25 protein-coding genes are annotated in these 26,583 nt (G+C 56.9%); 16 read left to right on the top strand and 9 right to left on the bottom strand.

Annotated features, from left to right (window positions below; genetic code table 11):
* Positions 1-23: 23 nt before the first annotated feature.
* On the bottom strand, positions 24-3,533 hold the full coding sequence (gene mfd, locus MARLIPOL_RS00520) for a transcription-repair coupling factor (protein WP_012136084.1): 3,510 nt from the start codon (positions 3,531-3,533) through the stop codon (positions 24-26).
* Between the two features lie 168 nt (positions 3,534-3,701).
* Between mfd and MARLIPOL_RS00515 the strand changes: the two genes are divergently transcribed.
* The 10 genes from MARLIPOL_RS00515 to sthA all read left to right on the top strand — a co-directional run bounded on the left by MARLIPOL_RS00515 (position 3,702) and on the right by sthA (position 14,215).
* Complete coding sequence (locus MARLIPOL_RS00515) at positions 3,702-5,171, top strand: glyceraldehyde-3-phosphate dehydrogenase (protein WP_012136083.1); 1,470 nt, start codon at positions 3,702-3,704, stop codon at positions 5,169-5,171.
* A gap of 383 nt (positions 5,172-5,554) precedes the next feature.
* Positions 5,555-6,901 (top strand): Na(+)-translocating NADH-quinone reductase subunit A, encoded by a 1,347-nt coding sequence (locus tag MARLIPOL_RS00505; RefSeq protein WP_012136081.1) that lies wholly within the window; start codon positions 5,555-5,557, stop codon positions 6,899-6,901.
* Positions 6,902-6,905: 4 nt separating this feature from the next.
* Positions 6,906-8,111 carry an NADH:ubiquinone reductase (Na(+)-transporting) subunit B gene (locus tag MARLIPOL_RS00500; RefSeq protein WP_012136080.1) on the top strand — a complete coding sequence of 402 codons (1,206 nt, stop codon included), beginning with the start codon at positions 6,906-6,908 and terminating at the stop codon, positions 8,109-8,111.
* Positions 8,104-8,907, top strand: coding sequence for a Na(+)-translocating NADH-quinone reductase subunit C (locus tag MARLIPOL_RS00495; protein ID WP_012136079.1), 804 nt, complete (start codon positions 8,104-8,106; stop codon positions 8,905-8,907). The genes MARLIPOL_RS00500 and MARLIPOL_RS00495 overlap by 8 nt, the downstream gene beginning before the upstream one ends.
* A 2-nt stretch (positions 8,908-8,909) precedes the next feature.
* Positions 8,910-9,575, top strand: coding sequence for an NADH:ubiquinone reductase (Na(+)-transporting) subunit D (locus MARLIPOL_RS00490; protein WP_012136078.1), 666 nt, complete (start codon positions 8,910-8,912; stop codon positions 9,573-9,575).
* Entirely contained in the window at positions 9,575-10,183 is a 609-nt protein-coding gene (gene nqrE / locus MARLIPOL_RS00485) for an NADH:ubiquinone reductase (Na(+)-transporting) subunit E (protein WP_012136077.1), read from the top strand. The genes MARLIPOL_RS00490 and nqrE overlap by 1 nt, the downstream gene beginning before the upstream one ends.
* A 37-nt stretch (positions 10,184-10,220) precedes the next feature.
* Positions 10,221-11,447 (top strand): NADH:ubiquinone reductase (Na(+)-transporting) subunit F, encoded by a 1,227-nt coding sequence (nqrF, locus tag MARLIPOL_RS00480; protein WP_012136076.1) that lies wholly within the window; start codon positions 10,221-10,223, stop codon positions 11,445-11,447.
* A 9-nt stretch (positions 11,448-11,456) separates the two neighbouring features.
* Positions 11,457-12,506 (top strand): FAD:protein FMN transferase, encoded by a 1,050-nt coding sequence (locus MARLIPOL_RS00475; protein ID WP_036190236.1) that lies wholly within the window; start codon positions 11,457-11,459, stop codon positions 12,504-12,506.
* Positions 12,507-12,516: 10 nt separating this feature from the next.
* The gene (gene nqrM / locus MARLIPOL_RS00470) at positions 12,517-12,765 is read left to right on the top strand and encodes a (Na+)-NQR maturation NqrM (protein WP_012136074.1); all 249 of its coding nucleotides are present in this window, start codon (positions 12,517-12,519) and stop codon (positions 12,763-12,765) included.
* Positions 12,766-12,823: 58 nt separating this feature from the next.
* Positions 12,824-14,215, top strand: a complete 1,392-nt coding sequence (gene sthA, locus MARLIPOL_RS00465) for a Si-specific NAD(P)(+) transhydrogenase (protein WP_012136073.1) — start codon at positions 12,824-12,826, stop codon at positions 14,213-14,215.
* Here sthA and MARLIPOL_RS00460 read toward each other — a convergent pair.
* The 6 genes from MARLIPOL_RS00460 to MARLIPOL_RS00435 form a co-directional block, all read right to left on the bottom strand.
* Positions 14,212-15,009 (bottom strand): glycerophosphodiester phosphodiesterase, encoded by a 798-nt coding sequence (locus tag MARLIPOL_RS00460; RefSeq protein WP_012136072.1) that lies wholly within the window; start codon positions 15,007-15,009, stop codon positions 14,212-14,214. The two genes, sthA and MARLIPOL_RS00460, sit on opposite strands and share 4 nt — an antisense overlap.
* Positions 15,006-16,133, bottom strand: coding sequence for a phospho-2-dehydro-3-deoxyheptonate aldolase (locus MARLIPOL_RS00455; RefSeq protein ID WP_012136071.1), 1,128 nt, complete (start codon positions 16,131-16,133; stop codon positions 15,006-15,008). Before MARLIPOL_RS00455 ends, MARLIPOL_RS00460 begins: the two co-directional genes overlap by 4 nt.
* A gap of 17 nt (positions 16,134-16,150) precedes the next feature.
* Positions 16,151-16,597: a tellurite resistance TerB family protein gene (locus MARLIPOL_RS00450; RefSeq protein ID WP_012136070.1), complete on the bottom strand. Its 447-nt coding sequence runs from the start codon at positions 16,595-16,597 to the stop codon at positions 16,151-16,153.
* 33 nt (positions 16,598-16,630) lie between these two features.
* Positions 16,631-17,596 (bottom strand): transaldolase, encoded by a 966-nt coding sequence (gene tal, locus MARLIPOL_RS00445; RefSeq protein ID WP_012136069.1) that lies wholly within the window; start codon positions 17,594-17,596, stop codon positions 16,631-16,633.
* Between the two features lie 88 nt (positions 17,597-17,684).
* Positions 17,685-18,743, bottom strand: coding sequence for a tRNA dihydrouridine(20/20a) synthase DusA (gene dusA, locus MARLIPOL_RS00440; RefSeq protein ID WP_012136068.1), 1,059 nt, complete (start codon positions 18,741-18,743; stop codon positions 17,685-17,687).
* 131 nt (positions 18,744-18,874) lie between these two features.
* Entirely contained in the window at positions 18,875-19,726 is an 852-nt protein-coding gene (locus tag MARLIPOL_RS00435; RefSeq protein ID WP_012136067.1) for a DUF3883 domain-containing protein, read from the bottom strand.
* A 188-nt stretch (positions 19,727-19,914) separates the two neighbouring features.
* On the opposite strand from MARLIPOL_RS00435, the gene MARLIPOL_RS00430 reads away from it, so the two are divergent.
* Positions 19,915-20,532 carry a class I SAM-dependent methyltransferase gene (locus MARLIPOL_RS00430; RefSeq protein WP_012136066.1) on the top strand — a complete coding sequence of 206 codons (618 nt, stop codon included), beginning with the start codon at positions 19,915-19,917 and terminating at the stop codon, positions 20,530-20,532.
* A gap of 12 nt (positions 20,533-20,544) precedes the next feature.
* Here the strand turns inward: MARLIPOL_RS00430 and MARLIPOL_RS00425 are convergent, their stop codons facing one another.
* A complete protein-coding gene (locus MARLIPOL_RS00425; RefSeq protein ID WP_012136065.1) occupies positions 20,545-21,627 on the bottom strand; it encodes an AraC family transcriptional regulator in 1,083 nt (360 codons plus the stop codon).
* A 112-nt stretch (positions 21,628-21,739) separates the two neighbouring features.
* On the opposite strand from MARLIPOL_RS00425, the gene MARLIPOL_RS00420 reads away from it, so the two are divergent.
* The 5 genes from MARLIPOL_RS00420 to MARLIPOL_RS00400 all read left to right on the top strand — a co-directional run bounded on the left by MARLIPOL_RS00420 (position 21,740) and on the right by MARLIPOL_RS00400 (position 25,620).
* On the top strand, positions 21,740-22,612 hold the full coding sequence (locus MARLIPOL_RS00420; protein ID WP_012136064.1) for a metal-dependent hydrolase: 873 nt from the start codon (positions 21,740-21,742) through the stop codon (positions 22,610-22,612).
* A gap of 81 nt (positions 22,613-22,693) precedes the next feature.
* On the top strand, positions 22,694-23,101 hold the full coding sequence (locus MARLIPOL_RS00415; protein WP_012136063.1) for an MAPEG family protein: 408 nt from the start codon (positions 22,694-22,696) through the stop codon (positions 23,099-23,101).
* Between the two features lie 95 nt (positions 23,102-23,196).
* The gene (locus MARLIPOL_RS00410; protein ID WP_012136062.1) at positions 23,197-23,781 is read left to right on the top strand and encodes a bacteriohemerythrin; all 585 of its coding nucleotides are present in this window, start codon (positions 23,197-23,199) and stop codon (positions 23,779-23,781) included.
* A 71-nt stretch (positions 23,782-23,852) separates the two neighbouring features.
* Positions 23,853-24,623, top strand: a complete 771-nt coding sequence (locus MARLIPOL_RS00405) for an SDR family oxidoreductase (RefSeq protein ID WP_012136061.1) — start codon at positions 23,853-23,855, stop codon at positions 24,621-24,623.
* A gap of 82 nt (positions 24,624-24,705) precedes the next feature.
* Entirely contained in the window at positions 24,706-25,620 is a 915-nt protein-coding gene (locus tag MARLIPOL_RS00400; protein ID WP_012136060.1) for an AEC family transporter, read from the top strand.
* On the opposite strand, the gene MARLIPOL_RS00395 is transcribed toward MARLIPOL_RS00400, so the two are convergent.
* A complete protein-coding gene (locus MARLIPOL_RS00395; protein ID WP_036190232.1) occupies positions 25,600-26,523 on the bottom strand; it encodes a zinc ABC transporter substrate-binding protein in 924 nt (307 codons plus the stop codon). The genes MARLIPOL_RS00400 and MARLIPOL_RS00395 overlap by 21 nt on opposite strands.
* Between the last annotated feature and the right edge of the window lie 60 nt (positions 26,524-26,583).

The raw sequence follows: 26,583 nt of genomic DNA, 5'->3' as shown, positions 1-26,583 counted from the left end.
GTTTGGTGGGCAGTACCTGGGTTTCAGGGAGTCAACTGCCCGAGCATGTCGGAAATGCTGTCGAGTTTACCACTGGTTGAGGCATCCTTCAGCCGGAACCGGAAACTGTTGGCCCCTTCGAGCCGGTACTGGTCCGGAGCGGATTGCACTTTCTTAACCAGCACGAGAGGATCAACCGGTGTCGAGGCGCCGAATTCCAGTCTGGCCCATTCCTTGCCGGCGTCGATTTTCACAATGCCGAGGGCTTCTGCCCTGAGCCTCAGTTCAGTCTGACGCATCAGGTTTTTGGCCGGATCCGGTAATAATCCGAAGCGATCAATCATCTCAACCTGAAGTTCTTTTAATTCGTCTTTTTTACTGACACTCGCAATCCGCTTGTACAGCATCAGTCGGTTGTGCACATCCGGCAGGTAGTCATCCGGGATCAGCGCCGGGATGCGCAGGTTCATCTCCGTGCCGTGGCTCAGGGGAAGTTCAGCATTCGGGGTGCGTCCTTCGCGAATCGCGGTCACTGCCTCGTCCAGCAACTGCATGTACAGGCTGAAGCCAATGGTTTCGATCTGACCACTCTGTTCCTCACCCAACAGCTCGCCGGCACCCCGGATTTCCAGGTCGTGGGTGGCCAGCATGAACCCGGCACCCAGATCCTGGGCCTCGGAGATGGCTTCCAGGCGCTTTTTTGCGTCGCTGGTGATGGAGCGGGGCGGCGGTGTCAGCAGGTAGGCGTAGGCCTGGTGATGCGATCGCCCAACCCGGCCGCGCAGCTGGTGCAACTGGGCGAGGCCGAACTTGTCAGCACGTTCGATGATGATGGTGTTGGCGCTGGGAATGTCGATGCCGGTTTCCACAATGGTTGTGCACACCAGCACATTGAAACGTTTGTGATAGAAGTCCGACATGATCTGTTCAAGTTCCCGCTCCCGCATTTGACCATGGGCCACACCCACCCGCGCTTCCGGAATCAATGCGCGCAGGTCTTCGGCGGTTTTCTGGATGGTAGCCACATCGTTGTGGAGGAAGTACACCTGACCACCCCGCAGGATTTCCCGCAGAATGGCTTCCTTGACCATGGCATCGTCCCGCTGGCGTACGAAAGTTTTCACCGACAGGCGCCGCGCCGGGGGCGTTGCAATGATAGACAGGTCTCGCAAGTGGCCCATGGCCATATTCAATGTACGGGGAATGGGTGTGGCGGTGAGCGTCAACATGTCCACCTCTGCCCGCAGCGCCTTGAACTTTTCCTTCTGCTGAACCCCGAAGCGATGTTCTTCATCGATGATCACCAGACCCAGGTTTTTGAACTTCATGTCCCCCTGGAGCAGTTTATGGGTGCCGATCACAATGTCCGCCTTGCCGCTTTCAATGGCTTCCATGGCCTTGCTGGTCTGGGCGCCGCTGCGGAAACGGCTGAGCAGTTCCACGTTGACTGCGGTGTCCGAGAAGCGGTCGCGGAAAGACTCGTAATGTTGCTGTGCCAGCAGGGTGGTTGGTACCAGCACGGCTACCTGCTTGCCGGAGAAAGTCGCCATGAACGCAGCTCGCATGGCCACTTCGGTTTTACCGAAGCCGACGTCGCCGCAGACCAGCCGGTCCATCGGCCGTTCTCCGGTCATGTCCTCGAAGACGGACTCAATCGCCACCTGCTGATCCGGAGTTTCCTCGAATGGGAAGCCGGCGGCGAAAGCACGGTAGGCTTCTTTGGGGTCTTCGAAAGAGAAGCCCTTGCGGGCCTCGCGACGGGCGTAGACATCCAGCAACTCGGCGGCGGTGTCGCGGATTTTCTCCAGGGCTTTCTGCTTGGCGTTACTCCAGCGCTCGGTGCCCAGCTTGTGCAGAGGCGCGTGTTCAGTATCTGAGCCGGTGTAGCGGGAAATCAGGTGGAGACTGGAAACCGGAACGTACAGTTTTGAACCGCCGGCGTATTCAAGCATCAGGAATTCGCTGGCGTCACCTTCAACCGTGATGGTTTCAAGGCCCTGGTAGCGGCCAACGCCATGGTCAATGTGAACCACGGGCGCACCGATGCGAAGCTCCGACAGGTCGCGGTATCCGGAATCGTCGACTTCCGTGGGTTTTTCACGGCGTCGGCGTTGTAACACCCGTTCGCCGAACAGCGCGGTTTCGGTGATCAGTGCCAGCTGCTTGTCTGGCAGCACCAGGCCTTGCTCCATGGGGGCAATGGTAATGCCCAGAGTGCAATCCCTGTCCTCCAGGAATGCCTGCCAGCTCTCCAGGGTGGTTGGTTTCACGTTGTGATCGGCGAGATGGTCGATCAGCGCCTCCCGGCGACCGGAGGACTCAGCGCACAGCAGCACGCGACCGCCAAATTCCTGGATAAACCGCTTCAGGCGGGCGGCGGGCTCCGCTGCGCGACCGTCCATAGCGACATCGGGTAATTCGTCAGTGCTGCAGTTTTCAGCGCCGGCGTTAATTGCGGTGTTTGTTGTGACGGTGACTCGGGGGAACCGCTTGAGTTGCCCGAACAGCTCTTCCTGCTGCAGGAACAGTTCGGTGGGCGGCAGGATCGGACGCAGCCGGTCGTGGCGTCGGTCTTCATGTCGCGCCCGTGTTTCCGTGTCAAAGTGGGCAATGGCATCGTTCAGGCCGTCGGCGGTGAAGACATGGGTGCTGTCGGGCAGATAGTCAAACAGGGTCGCAGTTTCATCAAAGAATAACGGCAGGTAGTACTCGATGCCCGGAGGTGTAATGCCGTGGGTGACATCCTGGTATATCGGTGCGTCCTTGTCGGCGTTGGGGAAGTGCTCAAACCAGCGGTTGCGAAAGCCGGATCGTGCTTCCTTATTCCATGGGAATTCGTTGGCCGGCAGCAGTTCGATCCTGTCGATGCGATCGATGGAGCGCTGGGTTTCCGGATCAAAGGTCCGTAAGGTTTCGATTTCGTCATCAAAAAGGTCGATACGGTAAGGTTGCGTCGCGCCCATCGGAAAGATATCCAGAATCGCGCCGCGAACCGCATACTCGCCGTGTTCGTAGACGTTTTCGGTGTGGCGATAACCAGCGGATTCCAGTTGCAGCCGCCAGTCGTCAATGTCCAGTGTTTGCCCTACCTCAAGCAGCAAGGTGTTGCCCTGCAGGTAATGAGCCGGAGGCAGGCGATGCATCAGGGTGCGTGCCGGGACGACCAGCACACCGTGCCGGGTCGATGGCAGGCGGTGCAGGGTGCGGATCCGACGGGAGGTAATATCCTGGTGCGGCGAAAACAGGTCGTACGGGAGGGTTTCCCAGTCCGGCAGCGATAGCAGCTCAAGCCCGCTACGGGTGACGGTACTGCCGTCTTCTTCCGCGGGCAGGCCGAGGTAAAAGCGCATGGACTGTTCCAGCCGGATGGCTTCGTCGGTGCTGCGGGTAATGACCAGGGTCAGGCCCTGATGCCGATTCGCGCTCTCACAAATGGCCAGTGCATCGCTACTGCCGTGTAATTGGCCCCATGTGCGATGATCGGCTGATTTTTCCGGGAAATCCGGTGCCACCAGGGCAGGGCGGGAGCGTAGTGAGGATGCACCGTCAGTCATGGGCGTTTGTCTTCTCCTGCAATTGAAGTCCGGGGCGGCAAGGCGCCGTATTCTACCGGTCGTAAGGGTCACTGTCATGGTAGGGATGTCGGCAGTATTTGCGGTCTGGCATTTTAAATTGGATAATATGCGCCCATATTTCCAAGTGCCAACTGCAGAGGTTCAAGCGTGAGTCACGAACAGATTAACCAGCACCTGTCTAACTGGACCGAGAGAGAATCCACTGCGGAAGCCATGATTCCGCTGATCGGCCGCCTTTACCGCAAGAATAATGTGGTTACTTCCGTATACGGTCGCGCCATCATCAACCAGTCGGTTATCGGTATTATTCGTGCTCACCGTTTTGTCCGCCAGGTAGAGGACAGCGAGCTGTCAGTGCACGATACACTGCCTATCCTGCAGGCCATGGACAAGATGGACCTGGGGCGTGCCCACGTGGATATCGGCAAGCTGGCAGTTAAATTCAAGGCCGAGGGTGGCTCACTGGAAGAATTCCTGAACCGCGAGATTGGTCCGGTTGTGGGGCAGTACGCGGCCCAGTCCGAGGAAGATGCCGGAAATGGCACCAAGGACGTGGTCCTGTACGGTTTCGGTCGCATCGGCCGTCTGCTGGCCCGTATCCTGATCGAGAAAGCCGGTGGTGGTAACAACCTGCGCCTGCGCGCCATTGTGGTTCGCCAGGGCGGTGCCGAGAACGATCTGGAGAAGCGTGCCAGTCTGCTGCGCCGTGACTCCGTGCATGGTCCCTTTGATGGCACCATCACCGTGGATGAGGAAAATTCGGCGCTGATCGCTAACGGCAACTACATCAAGGTGATTTACTCGAAGGGTCCGGACCAGGTGGACTACACCCAGTATGGAATCGAAAACGCCATTGTTGTCGATAATACCGGTATCTGGCGTGACGAGGACGGCCTCGGTCTTCACCTGAAGTCCAAGGGTGTCAGTCGTGTCATCCTGACCGCTCCGGGCAAGGGTGATATCAAGAACATCGTTTATGGCATCAACAGCGATTGGATCACCGACGAAGACAAGATTCTGTCGGCAGCTTCCTGTACCACTAACGCCATTACGCCGGTTCTGAAGGCAATCAATGACGAGTTTGGTATCGAGGATGGCCATGTCGAGACAGTCCACTCCTACACCAACGACCAGAACCTGATTGATAACTACCACAAGGGCAGTCGTCGTGGTCGCAGTGCGGCGCTGAACATGGTTATCACCGAGACTGGCGCTGCCAAGGCAGTGGCCAAGGCATTGCCGGAACTGAAAGGTAAGCTGAGCGGGAACGCTATCCGTGTTCCGACGCCGAATGTGTCCATGGCAATCCTGAATCTCAACCTGAAGAAGGAAGTGGACGTAGATATTGTTAACGACTACCTGCGTGAGATGGCGCTGCACTCCGAGCTGCAGAAGCAGATCGATTTCGTGAACTCTCCGGAGGTTGTATCCACTGACTTCGTGGGATCGCGTCACGCTGGTATTGTTGATGCCCAGGCGACGATCGCCGGTGGTAAGCGTGTGATCCTGTACGTTTGGTACGACAACGAATTCGGCTATAGCGCCCAGGTGGTTCGTTGCGTCAACCAGATGGCCGGCGTGACTTACCCGATCTTCCCGAAGCGCGCCCGCGACTGATACCTTGGTCGTAGCGCGGCCATCGTTACCGAGCGTGTGACGTTGCTGTAACAATGGCAAATTGATCAGAACCCCCGCCAGCCTATGCTGCCGGGGTTTCTTTTTGGCCCGAAATTCACCATGGTTGTGTTACGTTAGGGCACAAACTCCGCCGGGTTTCTGGTGGAAATAGGATGACTTAATCTTTATAATTGGCGCGATTTTGGGTACGTCTGGCACCCGTTTCTCATCTTTCCCTTTTGTCGAAAGCAAGGTGAACCTCAACCTCATAGCTTTCGCTGCGTCGGTGCAGCCATCCTGGTGCATCCCGGTAAAGGGGATCTGGGCCATAGGGACCGACGTTGCAAATCCATCGAATAGTTTCTGATGATTGGACGAGGCTAATGATTAAGATCAAAAAAGGCCTGGATCTTCCCATCAGCGGCGCTCCTGAACAGACCATTACTGACGGCAAACCCGTTCGCCACGTGGCATTGATCGGTTTTGACTACAACGGCATGAAGCCGACGATGGCTGTAAAAGAGGGAGACCGTGTCAAGCGCGGTACGCTGCTGTTCACGGACAAGAAGACCGAAGGCGTGCGTTATACCTCCCCGGCTGCCGGTGTGGTAAAAGAAATCAATCGTGGTGAGCGTCGTGTTTTCCAGTCGATTGTCATCGAAATCGATGGCGACGATGCCGAGACCTTTGCCCGCTACAACGAGGCAGACTTGGCCGGCCTGGAGCGTCAGCAGGTCGTTGATAACCTGGTAGAGTCCGGTTTGTGGACCACGCTGAGGACACGTCCCTACAGCAAAGTGCCTGCCATCGATACAGCGCCTCATTCCATCTTTGTGTCGGTAATGGACACCAACCCGCTGGCTGCGGACCCCACCGTTATCATCCGTGAAAACGGCGCCGCGTTCGAAAAAGGCCTGAAAATCCTGAGCAAGCTGACCACTGGCAAAGTCTTTGTCAGCGGCAAGCCTGGCTCTGACGTGCCTGTTCCCAAGTCCGACAGCGTGGAAGTGCACCAGTTTGATGGTGTTCATCCAGCCGGTAACGTGGGTACACACATCCATTACCTTGATCCGATCGCCGGCCACAAGGTGGTCTGGTCAATCGGCTATCAGGATGTCATCGACATTGCCAAGCTGTTCGAGACAGGTGAACTGCCTGTTGAGCGAGTGGTTGCAGTTGGTGGTCCCAAGGCCCTTAAGCCACGCCTCATCCGCACCCGCGTAGGCGCCAACCTGAACGAGCTGTTGAAAGACGAAGTGGCCACTGACTGCGATGTACGCATGATCTCCGGCTCGGTGTTTGGCGGTCGTCGTGGTGACGGTCCCTGCGCATACCTTGGTCGCTTTGCCAACCAGATATCCGTTCTGGAAGAGGGCTATAAGCGCGAGTTCATGGGCTGGTTGTCTCCGGGCCCGAACAAGTTCTCGGTGCTGAACATCTACCTGTCCAAGCTGGTCAGTGGCAAGCTGTTCAACTTCACCACCACCACCAACGGCAGTGAACGCGCCATGGTGCCGGTGGGTACGTATGAAGAGGTCATGCCCCTGGATATCCTGCCGACTCAGCTGCTGCGCTCGCTGATCGTTGGTGATACGGAAGCGGCACAGAAGTTGGGTGCACTGGAGCTGGATGAAGAAGATCTGGCACTGTGTACCTTCGTGTGCCCGGGTAAATACGAATACGGTCCGATTCTCCGCGAGAATCTGACCCGAATCGAGATCGAGGGCTAATACGATGGCAATCCGACAGTTTCTCGATGGCATCGAGCATCACTTTGAAAAAGGTGGCAAGTACGAGCGCTGGTACGCGCTGTACGAAGCCGTCGATACCATTTTCTACTCGCCGGGCAGTGTGACCTCCACCACAGCTCACGTTCGTGACGGGGTTGACCTGAAGCGCATCATGATCACGGTGTGGTTGTGCACCTTCCCGGCCATGTTCTTCGGTATGTGGAACATCGGCTTCCAGGCCAACAGCTTCCTGGCTGAAAATCCGGATGCCCTGATGGGTGACGGCGGTCTGCGCACGGCGTTTATCAGCGCGTTGGCGGGTAACAATGCCGCCAGTATCTGGGATAATTTCGTCTACGGCATGGCCTACTTCCTGCCCATTTACCTCGTGACGTTTGTCGTCGGTGGTTTCTGGGAGGTGCTGTTTGCCACCGTTCGTCGCCACGAAGTCAACGAAGGTTTCTTCGTGACCTCGGTGCTGTTTGCCCTGATCTGCCCACCGGATCTTCCGCTGTGGCAGGTGGCTTTGGGGATCACCTTCGGTGTGGTTATTGGTAAGGAAGTATTTGGCGGTACCGGCAAGAACTTCCTCAACCCGGCACTCACCGGTCGTGCCTTCCTGTACTTTGCCTACCCCGCACAGATCTCCGGCGATGCCGTGTGGACGGCGGTCGATGGCTTTAGCGGTGCAACCGCACTGAGCTGGGCCGCCAGCGGTGGCCTGGAAGCGCTTGAAGCGCAGATCGGCTGGATGTCCGCATTTATGGGCACGATTCAGGGCTCCGTGGGTGAAACGTCCACGCTGGCAATTCTGATCGGTGGTCTCATCCTTCTGGTGATGAAGATCGCGTCCTACCGTATCGTCGGCGGCGTCATGATTGGCATGATCGCTATGACCCTGCTGTTGAACATTATTGGTTCCGACACCAACCCGATGTTCAATGTACCGGCACACTGGCACCTGGTCATGGGCGGTTTTGCCTTTGGCATGATGTTCATGGCGACCGATCCTGTGTCCGCTGCCATGACCAACACCGGTCGCTGGTGTTTCGGTATCCTGGTGGGCGTGATGACGGTGCTGATTCGTGTTGTAAACCCGGCGTTCCCGGAAGGCATCATGCTGGCCATCCTGTTCGCCAACCTGTTCGCACCGCTGATGGATCACTACGTGGTTCAGGCCAACATCAAACGGAGGCTCGCTCGTGGCTAAAGCTAAAGAAACCGTCTCCAGAACGCTGATTGTTGCCCTGGTACTGAGTATCGTCTTCTCGGTTGTGGTTTCCACTGCCGCGGTGTCTCTCAGACCAGCACAGATCAAGAACCAGAATCTGGATATCAAAACCAACATCCTGGCGGCTGCCGGCATGTTGAAGCAAGGTGCGAGCGCCGCAGAAATCGAGGAGGAATTCTCCCGTTTTGACGTGCGTTTGCTGGACCTGGACAGTGGTGAGTACGTGGAGCCATCCGAGGTCGGCGTAGAGGACCCGATGAAGTACGATATGTACAAAGCGGCCTCTGATCCTGCCATGTCCACCAACATTCCGTCGTCGGAAGACAAGGCAGGTATCAAGCGCCGTCCGAACGTGGCCAAGATTTTCACGCTCTCTGAAAACGGCGAACTGGTGCGGGTGGTACTGCCAGTGCACGGGTACGGCCTGTGGTCCACTCTGTACGGCTTCGTATCCCTGGAAGGCGATGCCAACACCGTCGAAGGGCTCGGCTTCTATGCTCACGCGGAGACCCCCGGTCTTGGTGGTGAGGTGGACAACCCGCGCTGGAAAAGTCAGTGGGTCGGTAAGGAAGTCTATGGTGAAGATCTGGAAGAGCCTCAGATCCGCCTTGTTAAAGGTGGTGTGAGCGCTGATGCCGCTGACAGGGAGCATAAGGTCGACGCGCTCTCCGGTGCGACCCTGACGAGCCGCGGTGTGCAACAGCTTGTTAACTACTGGATGAGTGACCGTGGCTACGCACCGTTCCTGAAAAAACTTCGTGAAGGGGAGGTCTGATCATGGCAGACGCTTCAGCCAAACAGGTTCTCTTCGAACCGATTTTCAGTAACAACCCGATCGCGTTGCAGATTCTTGGTATCTGTTCCGCCCTGGCTGTCACGACCAGCATGAACGTTACGCTGGTTATGTGCATGGCGGTTATTTCTGTAACTGCGTTTTCCAACCTGGCAGTGTCTCTGGTACGTGCCCAGATTCCGGGTAGTATCCGGATCATCGTACAGATGACCATCATTGCGTCACTGGTTATCGTGGTCGATCAGATACTCAAGGCCTACGCCTACGAGATCTCCAAGCAGCTTTCGGTATTTGTTGGTCTGATCATCACCAACTGTATCGTGATGGGCCGCGCGGAAGGTTTTGCCATGAAGAACGGCCCCTGGCTGAGCTTCCTGGACGGCATCGGTAACGGTCTGGGTTACTCTGTCCTGCTGATTTTCGTTGCGTTCTTCCGTGAACTTCTGGGTGCCGGGTCACTGTTTGGTGTGTCCCTGATGCCGGTAGTGAACGAAGGCGGCTGGTACGTGCCGAACGGTCTCTTGCTGCTGCCGCCAAGCGCATTCTTCATCATCGGTCTGGCGATCTGGGGCCTGCGTACCTGGAAGCCGGAGCAGGTTGAAGAGCCCGACTACAAGATGTCTCGCCACACCGCCAAGGAGGCCTTCTGATGGAACATTATATCAGCTTGATTCTGAAGGCCGTTTTTGTTGAGAACATGGCGCTGGCCTTCTTCCTGGGGATGTGTACCTTCCTGGCGATCTCCAAGAAGATTGAGGCGGCTGTTGGTCTCGGTATTGCCGTGGTAGTCGTGCTCACCGTAACCGTGCCGGTGAACAACCTGCTGTATAACAGCATTCTCCGTGAAGGCGCGCTTGAGTGGGCCGGTCTCTCCAATGTTGACCTGAGCTTTCTCGGCCTGTTGACCTACATCGGTGTTATCGCCGCGATTGTCCAGATCATGGAAATGGTGCTGGACAAGTACATCCCCGCGCTATACGCCGCGCTGGGTGTGTTCCTGCCGCTGATTACGGTGAACTGCGCCATCCTTGGTGCGTCGCTGTTCATGGTTGAGCGGGACTACACCTTTGGTGAGAGTGTGGTGTACGGCTTCGGTGCCGGTTTGGGCTGGGCGCTGGCCATTGTTGCCCTGGCCGGCATCCGTGAGAAACTGAAATACAGCGACGTGCCGCACGGTTTGCGTGGCCTGGGTATCACCTTCATTACTGTTGGTCTGATGTCCCTGGGCTTCATGTCATTCTCTGGCATTTCACTGTAATCAACCCGGTGATTCGGTTTAACGAAAAGGCGAGACCATGAGTACAGAAATTATTCTCGGCGTGGTCATGTTCACCGTTATCGTACTGGCGTTGGTCGCGATTATCCTCGCGGCCCGTTCCAAGCTGGTAAGCACCGGTGATGTGACTATCGAAATCAATGACGACCCGGAACACACCCTGACGACGGAAGCGGGGGGCAAACTGCTGGGTACGTTGGCAAACAGCGGCATTTTCCTGTCATCAGCCTGTGGCGGTGGCGGTACCTGTGCCCAGTGTAAGTGTAAGGTTCTGGAAGGCGGCGGCGCGATGTTGCCGACCGAAAAGACCCACTTCACCAATCGTGAAGAAAAGGAAGGCTGGCGCCTGTCCTGTCAGGTCCCTGTCAAGCAGGACATGAAGGTCGAAGTGCCGGAGGAATTTTTCGGCGTGAAGAAGTGGGAATGCGAGGTTATCTCGAACCACAACGTAGCGACCTTCATCAAGGAACTGGTGTTGAAGCTGCCCGAAGGCGAGGAAGTTGATTTCCGTGCCGGTGGTTACGTCCAGCTCGAGTGTCCTCCCTACGAGATCGATTTCAAGGATTTCGCGATTGAAGAGGAGTTCCACGAGGACTGGGACAAGCACAACATCTGGCGTTACAAGGCGATCAACAAGGAAGAGACCATCCGCGCCTACTCCATGGCGAACTATCCGGAAGAGCGCGGTGTGCTCAAGTTCAACATCCGTATTGCCACGCCACCTCCTGGAACGGATTATCCGCCGGGCATCATGTCGAGCTACGTATTCGACCTGAAGCCGGGTGACAAGGTGACCGTGATGGGGCCGTTTGGTGAGTTCTTCGCCAAGAAGACCGACGCTGAAATGGTGTTCATTGGTGGTGGTGCAGGTATGGCACCGATGCGCTCCCATATCTTTGATCAGCTCAAGCGACTGAACTCCAAGCGCAAGATCAGCTTCTGGTACGGTGCGCGAAGTGTCCGCGAGATGTTCTACGTGGAAGACTTTGACGGCCTGGCCGAGGAAAACGACAACTTCGAGTGGCACGTGGCACTGTCCGATGCGCTACCCGAGGATAACTGGGAAGGACCCACAGGGTTCATCCACAACGTGCTGTATGAAAACTATCTGAAGGACCATCCCGCGCCTGAGGACTGTGAATACTACATGTGTGGGCCCCCAATCATGAACGCGTCCGTGATCAAGATGCTGAAGGATCTTGGTGTTGAGGACGAGAACATCATGCTGGATGACTTCGGAGGGTAATCTACCAAGATGACATCCCGCATGTTCTGGCCCGCCAGGGGGGTAATGCTCAGCGTCTTTATGGCGCTGGGGGTTGCCGCGCTGGCGGGCTGTTCGTTTGAGTCAGAGAAAAAAATCTGGGAAATTGCCGGCCCGGTGTTTGGCACCCAGTACCATATCAATGTCGTATTGACTGATAACGAGGCCCGCCTTGAGACTCTGGGGAGTGGTATAGAGCAGGTTCTTGAAGATGTGGATGCGTCCATGTCAACGTGGCGTGAGGATTCGGAGCTTTCACGGCTCAACCGTCGGGAGGATCAATCGCAATGGATTGAGCTCTCGGAGGCTCTCTACGAAGTACTCGCCGTGGCGACCCAGGTGTCTAGTCTTACCGAGGGTGCCTTTGATGTCACTATCGGTCCGGTGGTTAACCTTTGGGGGTTCGGACCCGAGGCCAGGCCGGACAAGGTCCCCGAAGAAGGGGAACTTAAATCAAGGCTTGATGCCACAGGCTATGAGAACATCGAGCTTAGGCCAGAGCCGTCTGCATTCAGAAGTGATCGCCCCCAGTACATTGATCTGTCGGCGATAGCCAAGGGTTACGGCGTAGATGCTGTTGCACGCTACCTGGAAGAGGCGGGCGTAGAAGCGTATCTCGTGGAAATTGGTGGGGAAGTTCGTGTTAACGGCCGAAAGCCCAATGGTGATGCCTGGCGTCTGGCCATTGAGCAGCCGGTATCCGAGCGTCGTCAGATTAACCGTGTCGTGGCGCTGGATCACCAGGCCATGGCGACGTCCGGGGATTATCGTAACTATTACGAATCGGAAGGCCGTCGTTATTCACATACAATTAACCCTGAGACAGGTAAGCCGATTCGGCACAACCTTGCTTCCGTGACCGTGATCGCTGACAACACTATGCTGGCCGATGCACTGGCGACCGGATTCAACGTTATGGGGTATGAGCGGGCACAGGCACTGGCTACCCGTGAAAACATAGCGGCTTATTTCATCGTACGCAGTGATAACGGGTTTGAGACTCATTACACACCTGCGTTCACGGCGTACCTTACAGATTAGGGGAGGGCTTATGGGTACCTTTCTGTTGGTTTTACTGATTGTTTCCTTGCTGGTGGCTGCCATGTCGATCGGTGTCATTTTCGGTCGCAAGCCAATCAGCGGCACCTGCGGCGGTATCGGCGCTCTGGGTATCAGCAAGTCCTGTGATATTTGTGGCGGTAACACGCAAAAGTGTGAAGAAGAAAACGAGCGCCTTGCCAACGAAGGCAAGTCTGCTGAAGCGTTGAGTTACGATGCCACCAAGGTTGAGGATCGCTAACTTCGTTTCCATAACTACAAGCACATTTAAACGGCGTACATAAGGAGTCACTGCACGCATGGCAGAGCATCATTACGACGTCGTCGTTATCGGCGCTGGTCCTTCTGGAGAAGGCGCAGCGATGAATGCGACGAAACACGGTAAGCGTGTCGCGATCATCGAAGACAAACCCACCGTTGGCGGAAACTGCACCCACTGGGGGACCATTCCTTCCAAGGCGCTGCGTCACTCTGTAAAGCAGATCATCACCTTCAACACCAACCAGATGTTCCGGGACATTGGCGAACCCCGCTGGTTTTCTTTTCCGCGTGTGCTTCAGAACGCACAAAAGGTGATTGATAAGCAGGTCAAGCTGAGAACCCAGTTTTATGCCCGTAACCGGGTGGACCTGATTAACGGACGCGCGTCCTTTCTGGACGAGCACCGCATAGAAGTTCGCGGTAGCAAGTCTGTCGAGACGCTGCACTTCAAACAGGCGATTATTGCCACCGGTTCCAGGCCTTACCTTCCGCCGGATGTGAATTTTCGTCACCACAGGATTTATAATTCCGATACTATCCTGAACCTGTCTCACACCCCTCGTACACTGATTATCTACGGTGCCGGTGTGATCGGTTCGGAATATGCGTCTATCTTTGCCGGTCTGGGCGTGAAGGTTGACCTGATTAACCCGGGCAGCCGCCTGCTAACGTTCCTGGATGATGAGATTTCAGACGCGCTGAGCTATCACCTGCGTAATAACGGCGTTCTGGTTCGTCACAATGAGGAATACGAGTCGGTTGATGGCGATGATCATGGCGTGGTGCTGTCGTTGAAGTCTGGCAAGAAAATCCGTGCCGATGCGTTTCTCTGGTGCAACGGTCGCAGCGGTAATACGGAAAAGCTGGGTCTCGATAACGTTGGCCTGGTACCCAACGGCCGTGGCCAACTGGCCGTGAACGAACACTACCGCACCGAAGTGGATACCATCTACGCTGCTGGCGACGTGATTGGCTGGCCAAGCCTGGCCAGTGCCGCCTACGATCAGGGTCGCTCAGCGTCTTCTGACATCCTGCATGATGAATACTTCCGCTATGTATCGGATGTGCCGACCGGTATCTATACCATTCCCGAGATCAGTTCGGTGGGTAAGACCGAGCGTGAGCTGACCGAAGCCAAGGTGCCTTACGAGGTCGGCCAGGCCTTCTTCAAGGATCTGGCCCGTGCTCAGATCACTCGTGAAGCCGTGGGTATGTTGAAAATCCTGTTCCACCGCGAGACTCGTGAAATCCTGGGCATCCATTGTTTCGGTGACCAGGCGGCCGAGATCGTCCATATCGGGCAGGCCATCATGAACCAGGAAGGGGAAGCCAATTCCCTGAACTATTTTATCAACACCACCTTCAACTACCCGACCATGGCTGAAGCCTATCGGGTAGCGGCGTTGAATGGGTTGAATCGGATCTTCTAATCCGTGGAAACTGCCGTGCCTTCGGTCGCGCTCTCAAGTGTCCCGTTGTGGGGAAGGCTGAGGACCGAATTCGCACGGTTGTCGAAATACATGCGGGTACTGGTGGGGTAGTCGGAGATGATACTGTCGACGCCGAACTTCTCCAGTTCCAGCATGTCGTGAATTCGGTTTACGGTCCACGCCGATACGTGCATGCCTCGGCGATGCGCATCATCCACCATGGCTTTTGAGCAGATTTTCCAGTTCACGCAAAGATACTGGCAATGCAGTCGCGAGGCCACATTGATCGGCCGGGGAAACTTGCGCTCGGCGACCAGGCCAATAGAGATGTTCTTGTCCCGTCGCCGAATCTGTTGCAGGAACCACACATCCGACGAGGTCACCGTGACCCGGAAATGCAGACTCCGGCGCTGAATGATTTCCGTCAGGCGGTTACAGAGGATGTTCAACCGTTGCCGATTGTCCTTCTTGACCTCAAGCTGCAGGTGTTCGAGGTCGGCAAACTCATCCAGCAGGACTTCCAGGCTGGGTATGCCGATTTTGGTCGACCATGGCGTCGCGCTTCCTCTCGCATCCATTGCTGCCAGTTCGTCGGCAGTGTAGTTGGCGACGGCGCCTTCCTGACCGGTGGTGCGATCCACCGTCAGGTCATGGACGATCACTGGCTTACCGTCTTTCGACAACACCAGATCCAGTTCGAAGTGGCGGATGCCGTGCCGGTAGGCATGGGTAAATCCGGCTAGTGTATTTTCCGGGGCTTCTCCCTTGGCCCCACGGTGTCCGTAGACAATCATTCTGTTGCTGATTCCTTTAAGCGTTGATAAATGGCCTGGCGTTTTTTCCAGGTGTCGTGACACAAACGAATGTCTTCCAGGTAGGCCGGTAGTTCGTTCATCAGCAGCGCTTGTGGGCCATCCACCAGGGCTTTCTCCGGTTTCGGGTGGAAGTCCACGAGTACCATGTTAGCGCCGGCTATCACGCCCTGAGCGGTGGCGTGCATGACATCGAGAATGCCGTCGGGAGATTTCTCACGGCTCCCTACAGAGTGGGACGGATCCACACACACCGGCATACGGGTCAGACGCTTCACCGCGGGTACATGGGCAAAATCCACCATGTTGCGATGGGGCTGGCCGGCCTCGGTTTTCATGCCCCGCAGGCAGAAAATGACATTGGCATTGCCCTCACTGGCCAGGTATTCCGCAGCATTCAGAGATTCGTTCAGAGTGATGCCGAAGCCCCGTTTCAGCAGTACCGGGTAGGTACTCTGGCGACCAATGGCTTTCAGCAACTCAAAGTTCTGAGTGTTGCGGGTACCCACCTGAAGCATCACGCCGGTGGGGCGACCCAGTTTCTCCAGGCAGGTGTCGATTTCCTCAATGTGGCTTTCATGGGTGATTTCCATGGCAATCACCTTGATGCCATGTTTGCCCGCCTTTTCGAACACCCAGGGCAGGCAGCCCTTGCCATGGCCCTGGAAGGAATAGGGGTTGGTGCGCGGCTTGTAGGCGCCCATGCGGGTGCAGACCTCACCGTGCTCCTCCAGGGCCTGCATCATCATTTCCACGTGCTCGGGCACGTCGACGGCGCACAGCCCGGCGAATATGTTCAGGTTGGATTGGCTGAACTCCACCCCGTTGTAGTTAAAACCGCTTTGGCGCTTGTCGTCCCGGTGGCGACCCAGAATACGGTAGTCATCGGAGATGCGGATAGCCCGCTCCACCGCCGGCAGGGCTTCAATTTCCTCTTTGTCGAGCGATTTGGTATCACCCAGCAGGTAGATTTCTGTCAGCCGCTGGCTGGCGCCCTGAACCTCATGAACCCGAACCGAGACGCCGGGCAGGTTTTCCAGGAAGTGCATGGTTTGCCGGTAGGCGTCGCTATCCAGTGGTGTATCGGGGTGGAGAATGGCAAGCATGTTGACTCCTTTAACAGTCAGTCCGCGCCTTCCGCACGATGGCGAGCCTGCATGTATTCGCGATGATTAAGATGCAGCAAATCGGCCATACGGCGAATCAGGTGTTCCTCGTATTTGTCGATGCGGCCATCGGCAAACGCTACCCGCCAGATGCTCTCCAGCAGGGTTTGCTTTGCGGTCTGGTCCAGATGCTCATTGATCTGGCCAGTAAATTCGTACAGTGATGTGGCGTCATCCGCGTGGTTGAGGGCATCCTGAAGGATCTCCTCGGCTTCTTCCCGGGTGACCTCGTGGGCGTTGACGGCGCAATCCACAATGGTTTGCAGTTCCCGCTCATCCTCGTTGTTATCAATGCGCGAGAGCTGGACCATCAACGCGGTGGCGGCCACCGCCAGCGAATGCCGATCCGGCTCTTCCCGGGTTTCCTCAGTAGGGGCAAATAACTGCTTCAGACGTTCGATCATGACCTGAAGAATACTCCTCTTAATGCACGGCGGTTACGCGGCTTTGGCCAATTGCCTGACACGACCTTCCAGCTCGATCTGGTCGGCGGCAAAGCGACGAATGCCTTCGGCCAGCTTCTCGGTGGCCATCGCATCTTCATTGGATTCCCAGCGGAACAGGCGTTCGTCCATCGCGCCGAATCCATCGGAACTGCTGGCGGTGTTTGCTGACAACTGGCGCTTCAGCGGTGCGGTATCATCCTTCAGTTCCTGCAACAGGGCAGGGCTGATGGTCAGGCGGTCACAGCCGGCCAGCATCTCGATCTCACCGAGGTTGCGGAAACTGGCGCCCATCACCACGGTCTTGAACCCATTGGCCTTGTAGTAATTATAGATGCGGGAGACAGACTGGACGCCGGGATCTTCCGCCGCCGGGAAGCTGTCCCGATCACTGTGGGCCAGGTGCCAGTCGAGGATACGGCCCACGAACGGCGAGATCAGGAAAGCGCCGGCATCGGCACAGGCTGCAGCCTGCACAAACGAGAACAGCAGTGTCAGGTTGCAATGAATGTCTTCTTTTTCCAGCTGCTCTGCCGCGCGAATGCCCTCCCAGGTAGAGGCAACCTTGATCAACACCCGGCTGGTATCCACGCCTTGCTGCCGGTACAGATCGATCAGCCTGCGGGCGCGGGCCAGAGTGGCGTCGGTATCGAAAGACAGGCGCGCGTCCACCTCAGTGGAGACAACGCCGGGAATCAGTTCCAGAATCTCGCGCCCGGCCAGTACGGCCAGCGCATCCGTAGCGTAGGCCAGCTGCTCGGCATCAGACCCGCCTTGCTGGCTGGCCATGGCAACGGCCTTGTCCAGCATGGGGCGATAGGCGTCTGACGCAGCGGCTTTCAGCAGCAGGGAAGGGTTGGTGGTGGCATCCTCGGGGCGCCACTGGGCGATGGCATCCAGATCACCGGTATCAGCTACTACCGTGGTCATGGATTTCAGTTGTTCAAGCTTGCTGGTCATTCGTTGTCCTGTCGTCGTGTCTCAGTTGTTTTCCCTACAATAACGGGCTGCTCTGACAGGAACAAGACAACAAAACGTATAGATCTGATTAAGCCGGCGCGATTGCTGCTTCCGCGGGTTCCCGAACCCTGGCCAGGGCCTCTTCGATAACCTCCAGTCCCGCCCCGGATTTATGGGCATTCTCGCTGATGTAGCGGCGGAACTGACGGCCACCGGGTTGTCCATGGAACAGTCCCAAGAGGTGACGTGACATGTGTGTAAGGAACACGCCCCGTTCCAGTTCGCGCTGAATAAACGGTAGCGTCGCCCGCAACGCCTCATGGCGGCTCTGTACCGGTGCGGGCTGCCCGAAGAACACCGGATCGACCCCCGCAAGCAGCCAGGGATTGTGGTAGGCCTCCCGGCCGAGCATCACGCCGTCCGTGTGTTCCAGGTGCTGGTGGCACTCCTCAAAGGTCTTGATGCCGCCGTTGATGATGATCTCCAGCTCCGGATATTTCGCTTTCAGACGATACACCCAGTCGTATTTCAGCGGCGGAATGTCCCGGTTCTCCTTGGGGCTCAGGCCCTCAAGAATGGCAATGCGGGCATGGACAATAAACGTACGGCAACCGGCGGCCGCGACCTTCTCCACAAACTCGCACAGATCCTCCCAGGACTCCCGGCCGTCAATGCCGATACGGTGCTTGACCGTCACCGGCAGGCCGGTGGCGTCGATCATCGCCCGCACTCCCTCGGCCACCTTGTCCGGGTGCCCCATCAGGCAGGCGCCGATCATGTTGTTCTGCACCCGGTCGCTGGGGCAGCCCACATTCAGGTTTACCTCATCAAACCCATACTGCTCCGCCAACTTCGCGCAATGCGCCAGCTCACCGGCATCACTGCCGCCCAGCTGCAGCGCCAGCGGATATTCCGCCTCGTCATGGCGCAGAAAGCGGGCGGTATCGCCATGAATCAGCGCACCGGTGGTCACCATTTCCGTGTAGAGCAGGGTGTGGCGGCTGAGTTGGCGCGCCAGGTAGCGATAGTGGGTGGTGGTCCAGTCCATCATGGGGGCGACGCAGAACTTCCGAGAAAGTTCAGTCACGGAATGATTGGCGGCGCCAGCCGAATCGGCACGATGTTCGGCTTTACTCTCTGAAATCATTGGGTGTCCACTTCGGAAAACATTTTCGTGGTGAGCATTCTATCAGGAATTGAGGGAGTGATTCCGTAGGGATTTGGCGAAAAATCAGACAGATTGGGGGGGGGGGGAACCCTTTGAGGATGCGCCACAACTCATCGGAGTTTACAGATAAAGCTGACAGGGTCCATTGAACAATGGTTGCCTATGGCTCCTGGCAATGAAAACAGCTTCGGTGATTTTCGAAACTCAAAAAGACGGTAGAGATGGAATTGTTCTTGGAATTCTTCTGAGAACGAGACTTCATTTCTTGAGGCGTAAAAGGGTGTTTCTTTAGCGAAGGCCGTGGTTTTTACTTCGAGAAAACGTTCTTTCCCTGAGATTTCATAAGAGAGAATGTCATAACCCAGGCCATCTCCCTGTGATTGGGACACGTGTTCGATGCGGTCCGCGAGAGCTTTTTTTCCTGCGGATCTGAGCCTGAATTCCTCATACTCCATTACTAGTAACTCGCCAGCGGCACCAAGTGCAGAGTTGCGGGCTTCCTGGGCAACGTAGTCGCGTTTTGAGGGCGATCTCTTTACGGCGTATGTCGGGTGAGTTTCTTTAACTTCGTTCGAGGGCGTAGGTGCATCGACCAGAAGTTTCGAAAGCTCGATGCCGCTGGGCATAAAGGCGGGCTGCTCCACTGCAAACTGTGAAGCGCGATCGAACTCCGGGTGTGTATTGATCCAAGCCTCGAGGTAATGTGCCAAGGCCTCTTGATAATTGCCCCTCGGCTTGTAGCCGGGAATCCAGAAACAGTTCAAATCGCGGAGAACGGCACTTATATTCTGATGTTTAAGCTCAACCGCGCCTTTGCTGCGTCCGTCCAGCTGCTCCAGGAGAGCTCTCCGATGCGCAGTTTTGTTGTAGCTCTGTCCCGCTAGCTCCAGCGTTAGCATCTTCATGTAATCCGCGACCGTTAAGGCAATTTCTCGGTCGGTCCAATGCTGTCCAGTGGCCATGGGAGCTGATCTCTCACTTATCTGAAATGGGCGAGCTGAGGGCACATTGCCCCAGTATACAATGCATGGCAATTGTTCACTTTTCTGAACAATAGTGAGACTGTTGACGGGCTGTACCAATTTGATTTGGCTATGCGCAAATAAAGCAAAACTTCACCCCAAAGCGTTTCAGTGAAGGGAAAACGGGAATGCCATTGAATCCCTACAACCTCCGGGCCAAAGACTTTTTTGCTCAGTATCAGTCCCTGTCCTTCGAACAGGTCCATAACGATTGGATCCCCCAACTGGACAACAAAACCGGACTGGCTCTCGATGTCGGTGCCGGCAGTGGGCGGGATGCACTGGCTCTCTCGGAACGGGGTTGGGATGTGGTTGCAGTTGAGCCAGCGGCCGAGCTTCTGAGGCTGGGTGCGTCAGCTACTGCTCACCGGAGTATCCAGTGGGTCAGCGACTCGCTGCCCGACCTTGGTCAGATCCGCAAGCTGAGTTACCGGTTCGATCTGATTTTGGTATCCGCGGTCTGGATGCACCTGCCCCCAACCGTACGGGAAAGGGCGTTCCGAATACTGACGGAATTGCTTGGGCCAGCGGGTTTGCTGGTCATAACTCTGCGGCATGGGCCGGGGGATGGTGAGCGCGAGTTCCATGAGGTTTCAAGAGCCGAGCTGGACAGGTTTGCCCGTCAGCGGGCGGTAATGCCGGTTCCGTTACCGAAGATGCCGCGAACCGATCAGCTCAATCGCCCGGATGTATGGTGGGAAACGGTAGCTTATCTGCGGTTAGATGACGACGCATTGCGGGCCTGATCAAGCCAACCTTCAACTGGCCGAATGGCTGGGCGTCTGACCATTATCCCGCCGCCACACCCGTGGCGCCTTCCCCGTCCAACTCTTGAACGCCCGCGTAAAGTTCGCCGGGTCCGCGTAGCCTAGCAGTTCACTGATGCTCTGGATCTCCAGGTCGGAGGTGGCGAGCAGGTGGCAGCTATCACGCCGGCGCACGTCATTCAGGATTTGTTGGTAGCTCAAGCCTTGTTCGTGCAGACGCCGGCGTAGGGTTCTGGGTGTCAGGCACAGGTTGGCGGCCAGCTGCTCCGGGGTGGGGTAGCCGTTCTGGTCCAGCACCAGGTGTGCGCGGATCTGGCGGGCAATGTCGTTGTCGGTTTCGGTCAGTGCGCTTTCCCGCTCACACTGGGCCAGCGCCTGGGCCAGGCCTTCGGGGTTGGCGGTGGGCAGGGGCTCGTCCAGCCACGATGGATCGCCGCCCAGGAGCACACCGGCGCTGGGCATGTTGAACCTTACCCCGGGCACCTGCTGCTGGCGACGCTGGTATCCCGGTGGTTCTGGCCCCCGCAGCCAGATTTCCCGTTCGCTGGGCTGAATCGGCTGCACGAACTCCATGCCCCGAACGATGCTGGTCAGGATGGAGCTGAACATCATTTCCCGTAGCGGCTCGGGTAGGGGCACTTCCGGTTCGATTTCGAAGAACAGGTGGTTTTCGGTCTGCCGTACGGTCATCAACACGCCGCGCCCCCGCAGGTTCCAGAACCGCTCCAGAATCGCGATGGCTTTCCGTGAGGTGGGGGCACACATTAAGGCGTAGCCCAGGCTGCCGTGGGCGGTCAGGGGTAGGCGTAAGCCGTTGTCGAACCCCAGTGCGGTGTCGCCAATGGCGGCATGCACTGCGGCGAACACCTGCAGGGTCTGCAAGTACGAAATACGGCCGGCGGGGTCATCCAGGGCGCCGGGTGGCAGGCCGGCCTGCTGCAGTATGTCAGCGGGGTCCGCACCCATTTCCCGGGACACCTCCACAAACATGCGGGGGTAGGTCACGGGCTGGTTCGGCTGCCGCGTCCAGGTTGGCAGGTCAGTCGGAACGGTTGCAGGCTGGGTGTTGCTCAAGGTTGGCCACCTATGACAAGTGCTTTGTCCGCCAAACATCTCACGGGGGCGGTGACTTGACCAGTACTCTGTGGGCCATATTACAAGAAATCCCGAATACCGGAGACTGTCCATGACTTCAGCCGTTAACGTCAAAGCTATCCGTTCACAGAAGCGTAAGTTCGCCAAACCGCCCCTGAATGTGATTCCCCAGGTGCGTCGCCCGAGTATCGATCTGGCGGAGGATGTGCCGAAATATTGGTGGGACAACGATCCGGTCAAAACCCTGCTGCTGGCGGCGCTGTCTTCGTCGTTTCCACCGGGCGAGACCTTCTTCATTGATACCGTGCGTCACTATCAGGATCGTATTACCGATCCGGAACTGAAGAAAGCGGTGCGTGGGTTTATCGGGCAGGAGGCGCACCACTCGCGGGAACACAAACTGCTGAATGGCTTCCTGGAGGAGCGGGGTATTGGTCTTGGTCGCCTGGAAACCGAAATTCAGGCGTTCATGGACTGGATGCGCAAGAACTTCAGCCCCGAGCGGCAACTGGCCCACACCGTCGCCGTTGAGCATTTCACCGCACTGATGGCGGAAGAGTTCTTGCTGAAGTATGACGCGCTGGACGAGATGGACCCCCGCATGGCCAAGATTTGGGCATGGCATGCTATTGAGGAGTCTGAGCACAAGGCGGTGGCGTTTGACGTCTACAAGGCCGTGGGTGGCCGTGAAAGCGTGCGGCTGCAGGAAATGTTGGTGGTGAGTGTGATCTTCCCGGTATTTACCAGCATTCACCTGGTGCAGTTGATGAAAGAAGACGGCCAGCTGGGCAATTTGAAGTCCTGGGCGGGTGCCGTGAGCTATATGTGGGGCAAGCCCGGTGTATTTCGCAAACTCCTGCCATCCTATTTCAAGTTTTATAGCCCGAATTTTCATCCCTGGAATCACGATGCTCGTACTCTTGTTGAAAAAGCAAAGGCGAAATGGCTTGGAGAGCTCAGCTGATCCGCTGGTCATTCGTGCCGTGATGAGTCCGAACCACGACTGGGCAATGCCCGATTAAAACCGATAAAAAAGGAAGGATAGATGACCGCTTATACTGCAGTGTTGCTTTATGCCGGATGGATGTTGATCCTGGCGCTGATATACGCCAGTCCCCGGGTACCCCAGGCGTTGACCGGTGCAAAACCGATCGACAGCTGGGAGCGCAACAAGCAACCGATCGATGCACCGGTTCTCCAGCGTGCCAAGTCTGCGCATCTCAACTGCATCGAAAATTTCGCGGTGTTTGCATCCGTTGTCGTCGTTGCCGGCCTGATGGATCGTCTGGACGTGGTGAACACTCTGGCAGCGTTTGTTCTGTATGCACGAATTGCTCAAAGCCTGGTGCACATCAGCGGTACGTCTTTTGTGCAGATATTGCTGCGGGCGACGTTCTTCCTGATCCAGATCGTGCTGGTTCTGATGATGGTTTACGGCCTGTTGTTCAGCTGAGAGTGGCTCCCCATCTTGACCTTGGACAAGGTCCGCATCTGACCTGACTGGTATACTGGTAGCATAGATGCGCCCGGGTGGGGAGGGCTTTACCATTGCCGGATAATAAGCAAGGTACCGCTGAGTTCGAACCGTTTCCCTGGGATCGGAATTTTGAGACCGGGATTGAGAGTATTGATCGCCAGCACAAGGTGCTGGTGGACATACTGAATCGTCTGGCCCGGCATTTCGTATCCGGCGACGCCCGGGTTGACTGCAATGACATTCTTGAGGAGCTGCTTTCTTACGCGGCGTTTCATTTCAAGTCAGAAGAATCTATCTGGCGTGAAGGGTTGGGTGTGGAAGAGGCGGTTCGTAATCACCATGACAGCCACCAGCTCTTTTTCGCCCAGATTCAGATTTTCAGGGGCAGTCAGACCCCTCGAGAGCGCGTGCTTGCGGACATTTACGATTACCTTGCCCGCTGGCTGGCGTTCCACATTCTCGAGTCTGATCGTCGTATGGCACTGACCGTGCAGGAGTTGAAGCGCGGCAGCACCCTGGCTGAGGCAAGAACTGCAGTGGACGATCAGTTGAGTGGCCAGGTGTCGGCCACCGTGTCAGCATTGTTGGAGAAATACGCCGTCTTGTCCGCCCGGGTTGTACGGTCAATCGGGGACGCTCACCGCGATTGGCCCTGATCGACAAAGGATAAATGAGTCGGTTCCTGAGATCATGCCCATCCAACGCACAATAAATCCAAGGACTACCCGTGAAAGAATGCATCTTTATCACCGGCGCAGCTGCCGGTATTGGTCGTGAAACCGCGCGTCTGTTTGCTTCCAGAGGCTGGTTTGTCGGTGCTGCTGACCGGGATGAGGAGGCGCTGGCCGCGCTTCAGGACGAACTGGGTGAAGGTCGCTGCAGTACTCATGTGATGGATGTGGTGGATGAGGTGTCAGTGAAGAAAGGGCTGGCGGATTTCGCCGAGCGCACCGGTGGCCAGCTGCGTTTGTTGCACAACAACGCGGGTATCCTGAAAGTGGGGCCGTTCGAGGAGATCAGTCTGTCGGCCCATCGGGCAGTGGTTGAAGTCAACGTGATCGGGCTGATGACGGTGTTGCATGCGGCTTTTCCGTACCTGAAAGCGACGCCCAATGCCCAGGTGGTGAACATGAGTTCGGCGTCTGCCGCCTACGGGATTCCGGATTTTGCTTCCTACTCCGCCAGTAAGCATGCGGTACGGGCGATGACAGAGGCGCTGGATATTGAGTGGGAGCCCCACGGTATCCGTGTGGGCGATCTGATGCCGCCGTTTGTGAACACCGGGATGGTGCAACAGAATGAGCAGGGCTCGCGGCTGTTCGAGCGTCTGGGCGTGAATCTGACTCCGGATGTGGTGGCCGCCCAAGTGTGGGCGCAGGTAGAGCAGCCGCGTCTGCACAGGCCGATCTCCATGCAGTTCAAAGCCTTGTGGCCCATCGCCAAGTCGGCGCCTGCTGCCGTCACCCGCGGTGTGTTGAGAAAGCTCTGGCGCCAATAGGGCACGTCGGATCAAGACGCTAGCCTGCTAACTTTGTTATCCTTTCCGGCCTTGTGAGAGTGGGGTTCGGGAGTAAGTCGATATGCCGGTGATGGTTCAGGCGCTGGTGCCTGTGTTTGCGCTGATTGTGATGGGACACCTGTTCCGTCGCTGGAACTTTCCCGGTGAAGGCTTCTGGGTGCAGGCAGAGCGCTTCACCTATTACGTACTGTTTCCCGCCATGCTGGTCTACAAGCTGGGCCAGGCCCGCTTGCCCGCCTCCGCTTATGGTGAAATTCTGCTGTTGATTGTGGCCATGCTACTGGTGATGACGCTGGTACTGGCGCTGCTGCAGTGGATCTGGCGCTGGCCCGGGCCGGTGTTCTCCTCCGTTTACCAGGGCGGTATCCGTTTCAACTCCTACGTGGGCCTGGCGGCGGCCGGTATGCTGTTGGGTGATGACGGGTTATCGCTGATTGCTATTGCCGTAGCCGTCAAGGTGCCGCTGCTCAATTTGCTTTGCATCCTGATGTTTTCGCTGGCGGCGGGGCAAGGGCCACTTCGATTCCGGCCTGTTCTGAAAGCGATTGTCACCAACCCGCTGATTGTGGGGTCGGTGATCGGGGTGATCTGGAGTTATTTCCAGATCGGCTTCCATCCCCTGATTGCCGGTATCCTGATGCCGTTAAGTGACCTGGCATTGCCCATGGGGTTGATGACGGTCGGGGCTGGCTTGCAGCTGAAGGCGTTGCGGGGCGCCTCGACGCCGTTCCTGGTGTCGTCAGTGGCCAAGCTGGTGGCATTTCCGCTGATTACCGCCGGGCTGGCGCTGTTGCTGGGGCTGGACGGCATGCTGGTGCAAGTGGCGGTGTTGCTGGCAGCCCTGCCCACCGCAACCTCATCCTACATACTGGCGCGCCAGCTCGGTGGTGACGCGCCTCTGATGGCCGGCATTATCAGTGGCCAGACATTGCTGGCCATGATCACGATTCCACTGTTACTGGGCTTTCTCTGGTAAGCAGGCCAGTGCGTTATCGGCGATACCCTGAAGGAAGTTCACGTAGCCGTCCTGGTCGGATTCAATGTCTGTCGCCAGCGGGTCCCAGGTGCTGAAGGTGATGTCCAGCCCCTCGGTGATGGAGCGCCACCACTGACGGTTGAACTGGGGCTCGGTCAGCAGGCAGGGCTGATTGGCCTTGCGCAGTTTGTCCTGTACCTCGGCAATATGCCGGGCACCCGGGGACAGTTCCGGGTTCAGGGTAAGGATGCCGTCCAGTGTCAGGTTGAAGTGGCCAGCATAGCGTGTGAAGGCGTCGTGATAGGCGAACAGGCTGATGTTGGCCAGTGGCTCAAGGCGGTGTTGAATATCTTCTTCAGCCTCTAACAGTGTCTTCTTGAATCGCGCCAGGTTGGCGTCCAGGGCCTGAGTGTCGACATTTTTCAGTTGCGACAGCGCCTGGTGGATGTCTGTTGCCATCTCCAGTGCAAGTACCGGATCCAGCCAGATGTGAGGGTCTTCACCTGCGCCATGGTCATGGCCGTGATCATTCTCATGTCCATGCTCATCGATGTCATTGGTTTTGGGCACCTCATCACCGTGCATCAGTGATACGGTGCGCTCCCTGAATTCATCTCCGCCCAGCAGGCGGGACAGGAACGTTTCCATTTCCGGGCCTACCCAGAAGATAACGTCGGACTTTTCCAGTGCCTGGCGCTGTGACGGGCGCATAGTGTAGTTGTGAGGGCTGGAGCCTGCAGGCACCAGGCTGGTGACTTCGATATCGTCGGTTGCAACGGCTTTCACCAGAAGTTCCACTGGCTTGATGGAGGTAACAACGTTGGTGCCGGCCAGTGCGGAAAGCGGGCTTAATAACGCGGCCAGGCCCAGCATGGCAATGCTGGCTCGTGAGGTGTCGGGCATGATGGTGTCGTGCTCTGAAACAGGATTGAAACGTTATAATATAACAATCTTATTGCTGAT

Source organism: Marinobacter lipolyticus SM19, assembly GCF_000397065.2.
Taxonomy (GTDB): Bacteria; Pseudomonadota; Gammaproteobacteria; order Pseudomonadales; family Oleiphilaceae; genus Marinobacter; species Marinobacter lipolyticus.
Note: the sequence above shows the minus strand (reverse complement) of the source record. Positions and strands in the feature narration are given on the sequence as shown.

Bases quoted from the DNA above. Each gene is read 5' to 3' on its own strand.
- mfd (WP_012136084.1), bottom strand. From the start codon at position 3,533: ATGACTGACGGTGCATCCTCACTACGCTCCCGCCCTGCCCTGGTGGCA.
- MARLIPOL_RS00505 (WP_012136081.1), top strand. From the start codon at position 5,555: ATGATTAAGATCAAAAAAGGCCTGGATCTTCCCATCAGCGGCGCTCCT.
- MARLIPOL_RS00500 (WP_012136080.1), top strand. From the start codon at position 6,906: ATGGCAATCCGACAGTTTCTCGATGGCATCGAGCATCACTTTGAAAAA.
- MARLIPOL_RS00490 (WP_012136078.1), top strand. From the start codon at position 8,910: ATGGCAGACGCTTCAGCCAAACAGGTTCTCTTCGAACCGATTTTCAGT.
- nqrE (WP_012136077.1), top strand. From the start codon at position 9,575: ATGGAACATTATATCAGCTTGATTCTGAAGGCCGTTTTTGTTGAGAAC.
- nqrF (WP_012136076.1), top strand. From the start codon at position 10,221: ATGAGTACAGAAATTATTCTCGGCGTGGTCATGTTCACCGTTATCGTA.
- MARLIPOL_RS00475 (WP_036190236.1), top strand. From the start codon at position 11,457: ATGACATCCCGCATGTTCTGGCCCGCCAGGGGGGTAATGCTCAGCGTC.
- nqrM (WP_012136074.1), top strand. From the start codon at position 12,517: ATGGGTACCTTTCTGTTGGTTTTACTGATTGTTTCCTTGCTGGTGGCT.
- sthA (WP_012136073.1), top strand. From the start codon at position 12,824: ATGGCAGAGCATCATTACGACGTCGTCGTTATCGGCGCTGGTCCTTCT.
- MARLIPOL_RS00460 (WP_012136072.1), bottom strand. From the start codon at position 15,009: ATGATTGTCTACGGACACCGTGGGGCCAAGGGAGAAGCCCCGGAAAAT.
- MARLIPOL_RS00455 (WP_012136071.1), bottom strand. From the start codon at position 16,133: ATGCTTGCCATTCTCCACCCCGATACACCACTGGATAGCGACGCCTAC.
- MARLIPOL_RS00450 (WP_012136070.1), bottom strand. From the start codon at position 16,597: ATGATCGAACGTCTGAAGCAGTTATTTGCCCCTACTGAGGAAACCCGG.
- tal (WP_012136069.1), bottom strand. From the start codon at position 17,596: ATGACCAGCAAGCTTGAACAACTGAAATCCATGACCACGGTAGTAGCT.
- dusA (WP_012136068.1), bottom strand. From the start codon at position 18,743: ATGATTTCAGAGAGTAAAGCCGAACATCGTGCCGATTCGGCTGGCGCC.
- MARLIPOL_RS00435 (WP_012136067.1), bottom strand. From the start codon at position 19,726: ATGGCCACTGGACAGCATTGGACCGACCGAGAAATTGCCTTAACGGTC.
- MARLIPOL_RS00430 (WP_012136066.1), top strand. From the start codon at position 19,915: ATGCCATTGAATCCCTACAACCTCCGGGCCAAAGACTTTTTTGCTCAG.
- MARLIPOL_RS00420 (WP_012136064.1), top strand. From the start codon at position 21,740: ATGACTTCAGCCGTTAACGTCAAAGCTATCCGTTCACAGAAGCGTAAG.
- MARLIPOL_RS00415 (WP_012136063.1), top strand. From the start codon at position 22,694: ATGACCGCTTATACTGCAGTGTTGCTTTATGCCGGATGGATGTTGATC.
- MARLIPOL_RS00400 (WP_012136060.1), top strand. From the start codon at position 24,706: ATGCCGGTGATGGTTCAGGCGCTGGTGCCTGTGTTTGCGCTGATTGTG.
- MARLIPOL_RS00395 (WP_036190232.1), bottom strand. From the start codon at position 26,523: ATGCCCGACACCTCACGAGCCAGCATTGCCATGCTGGGCCTGGCCGCG.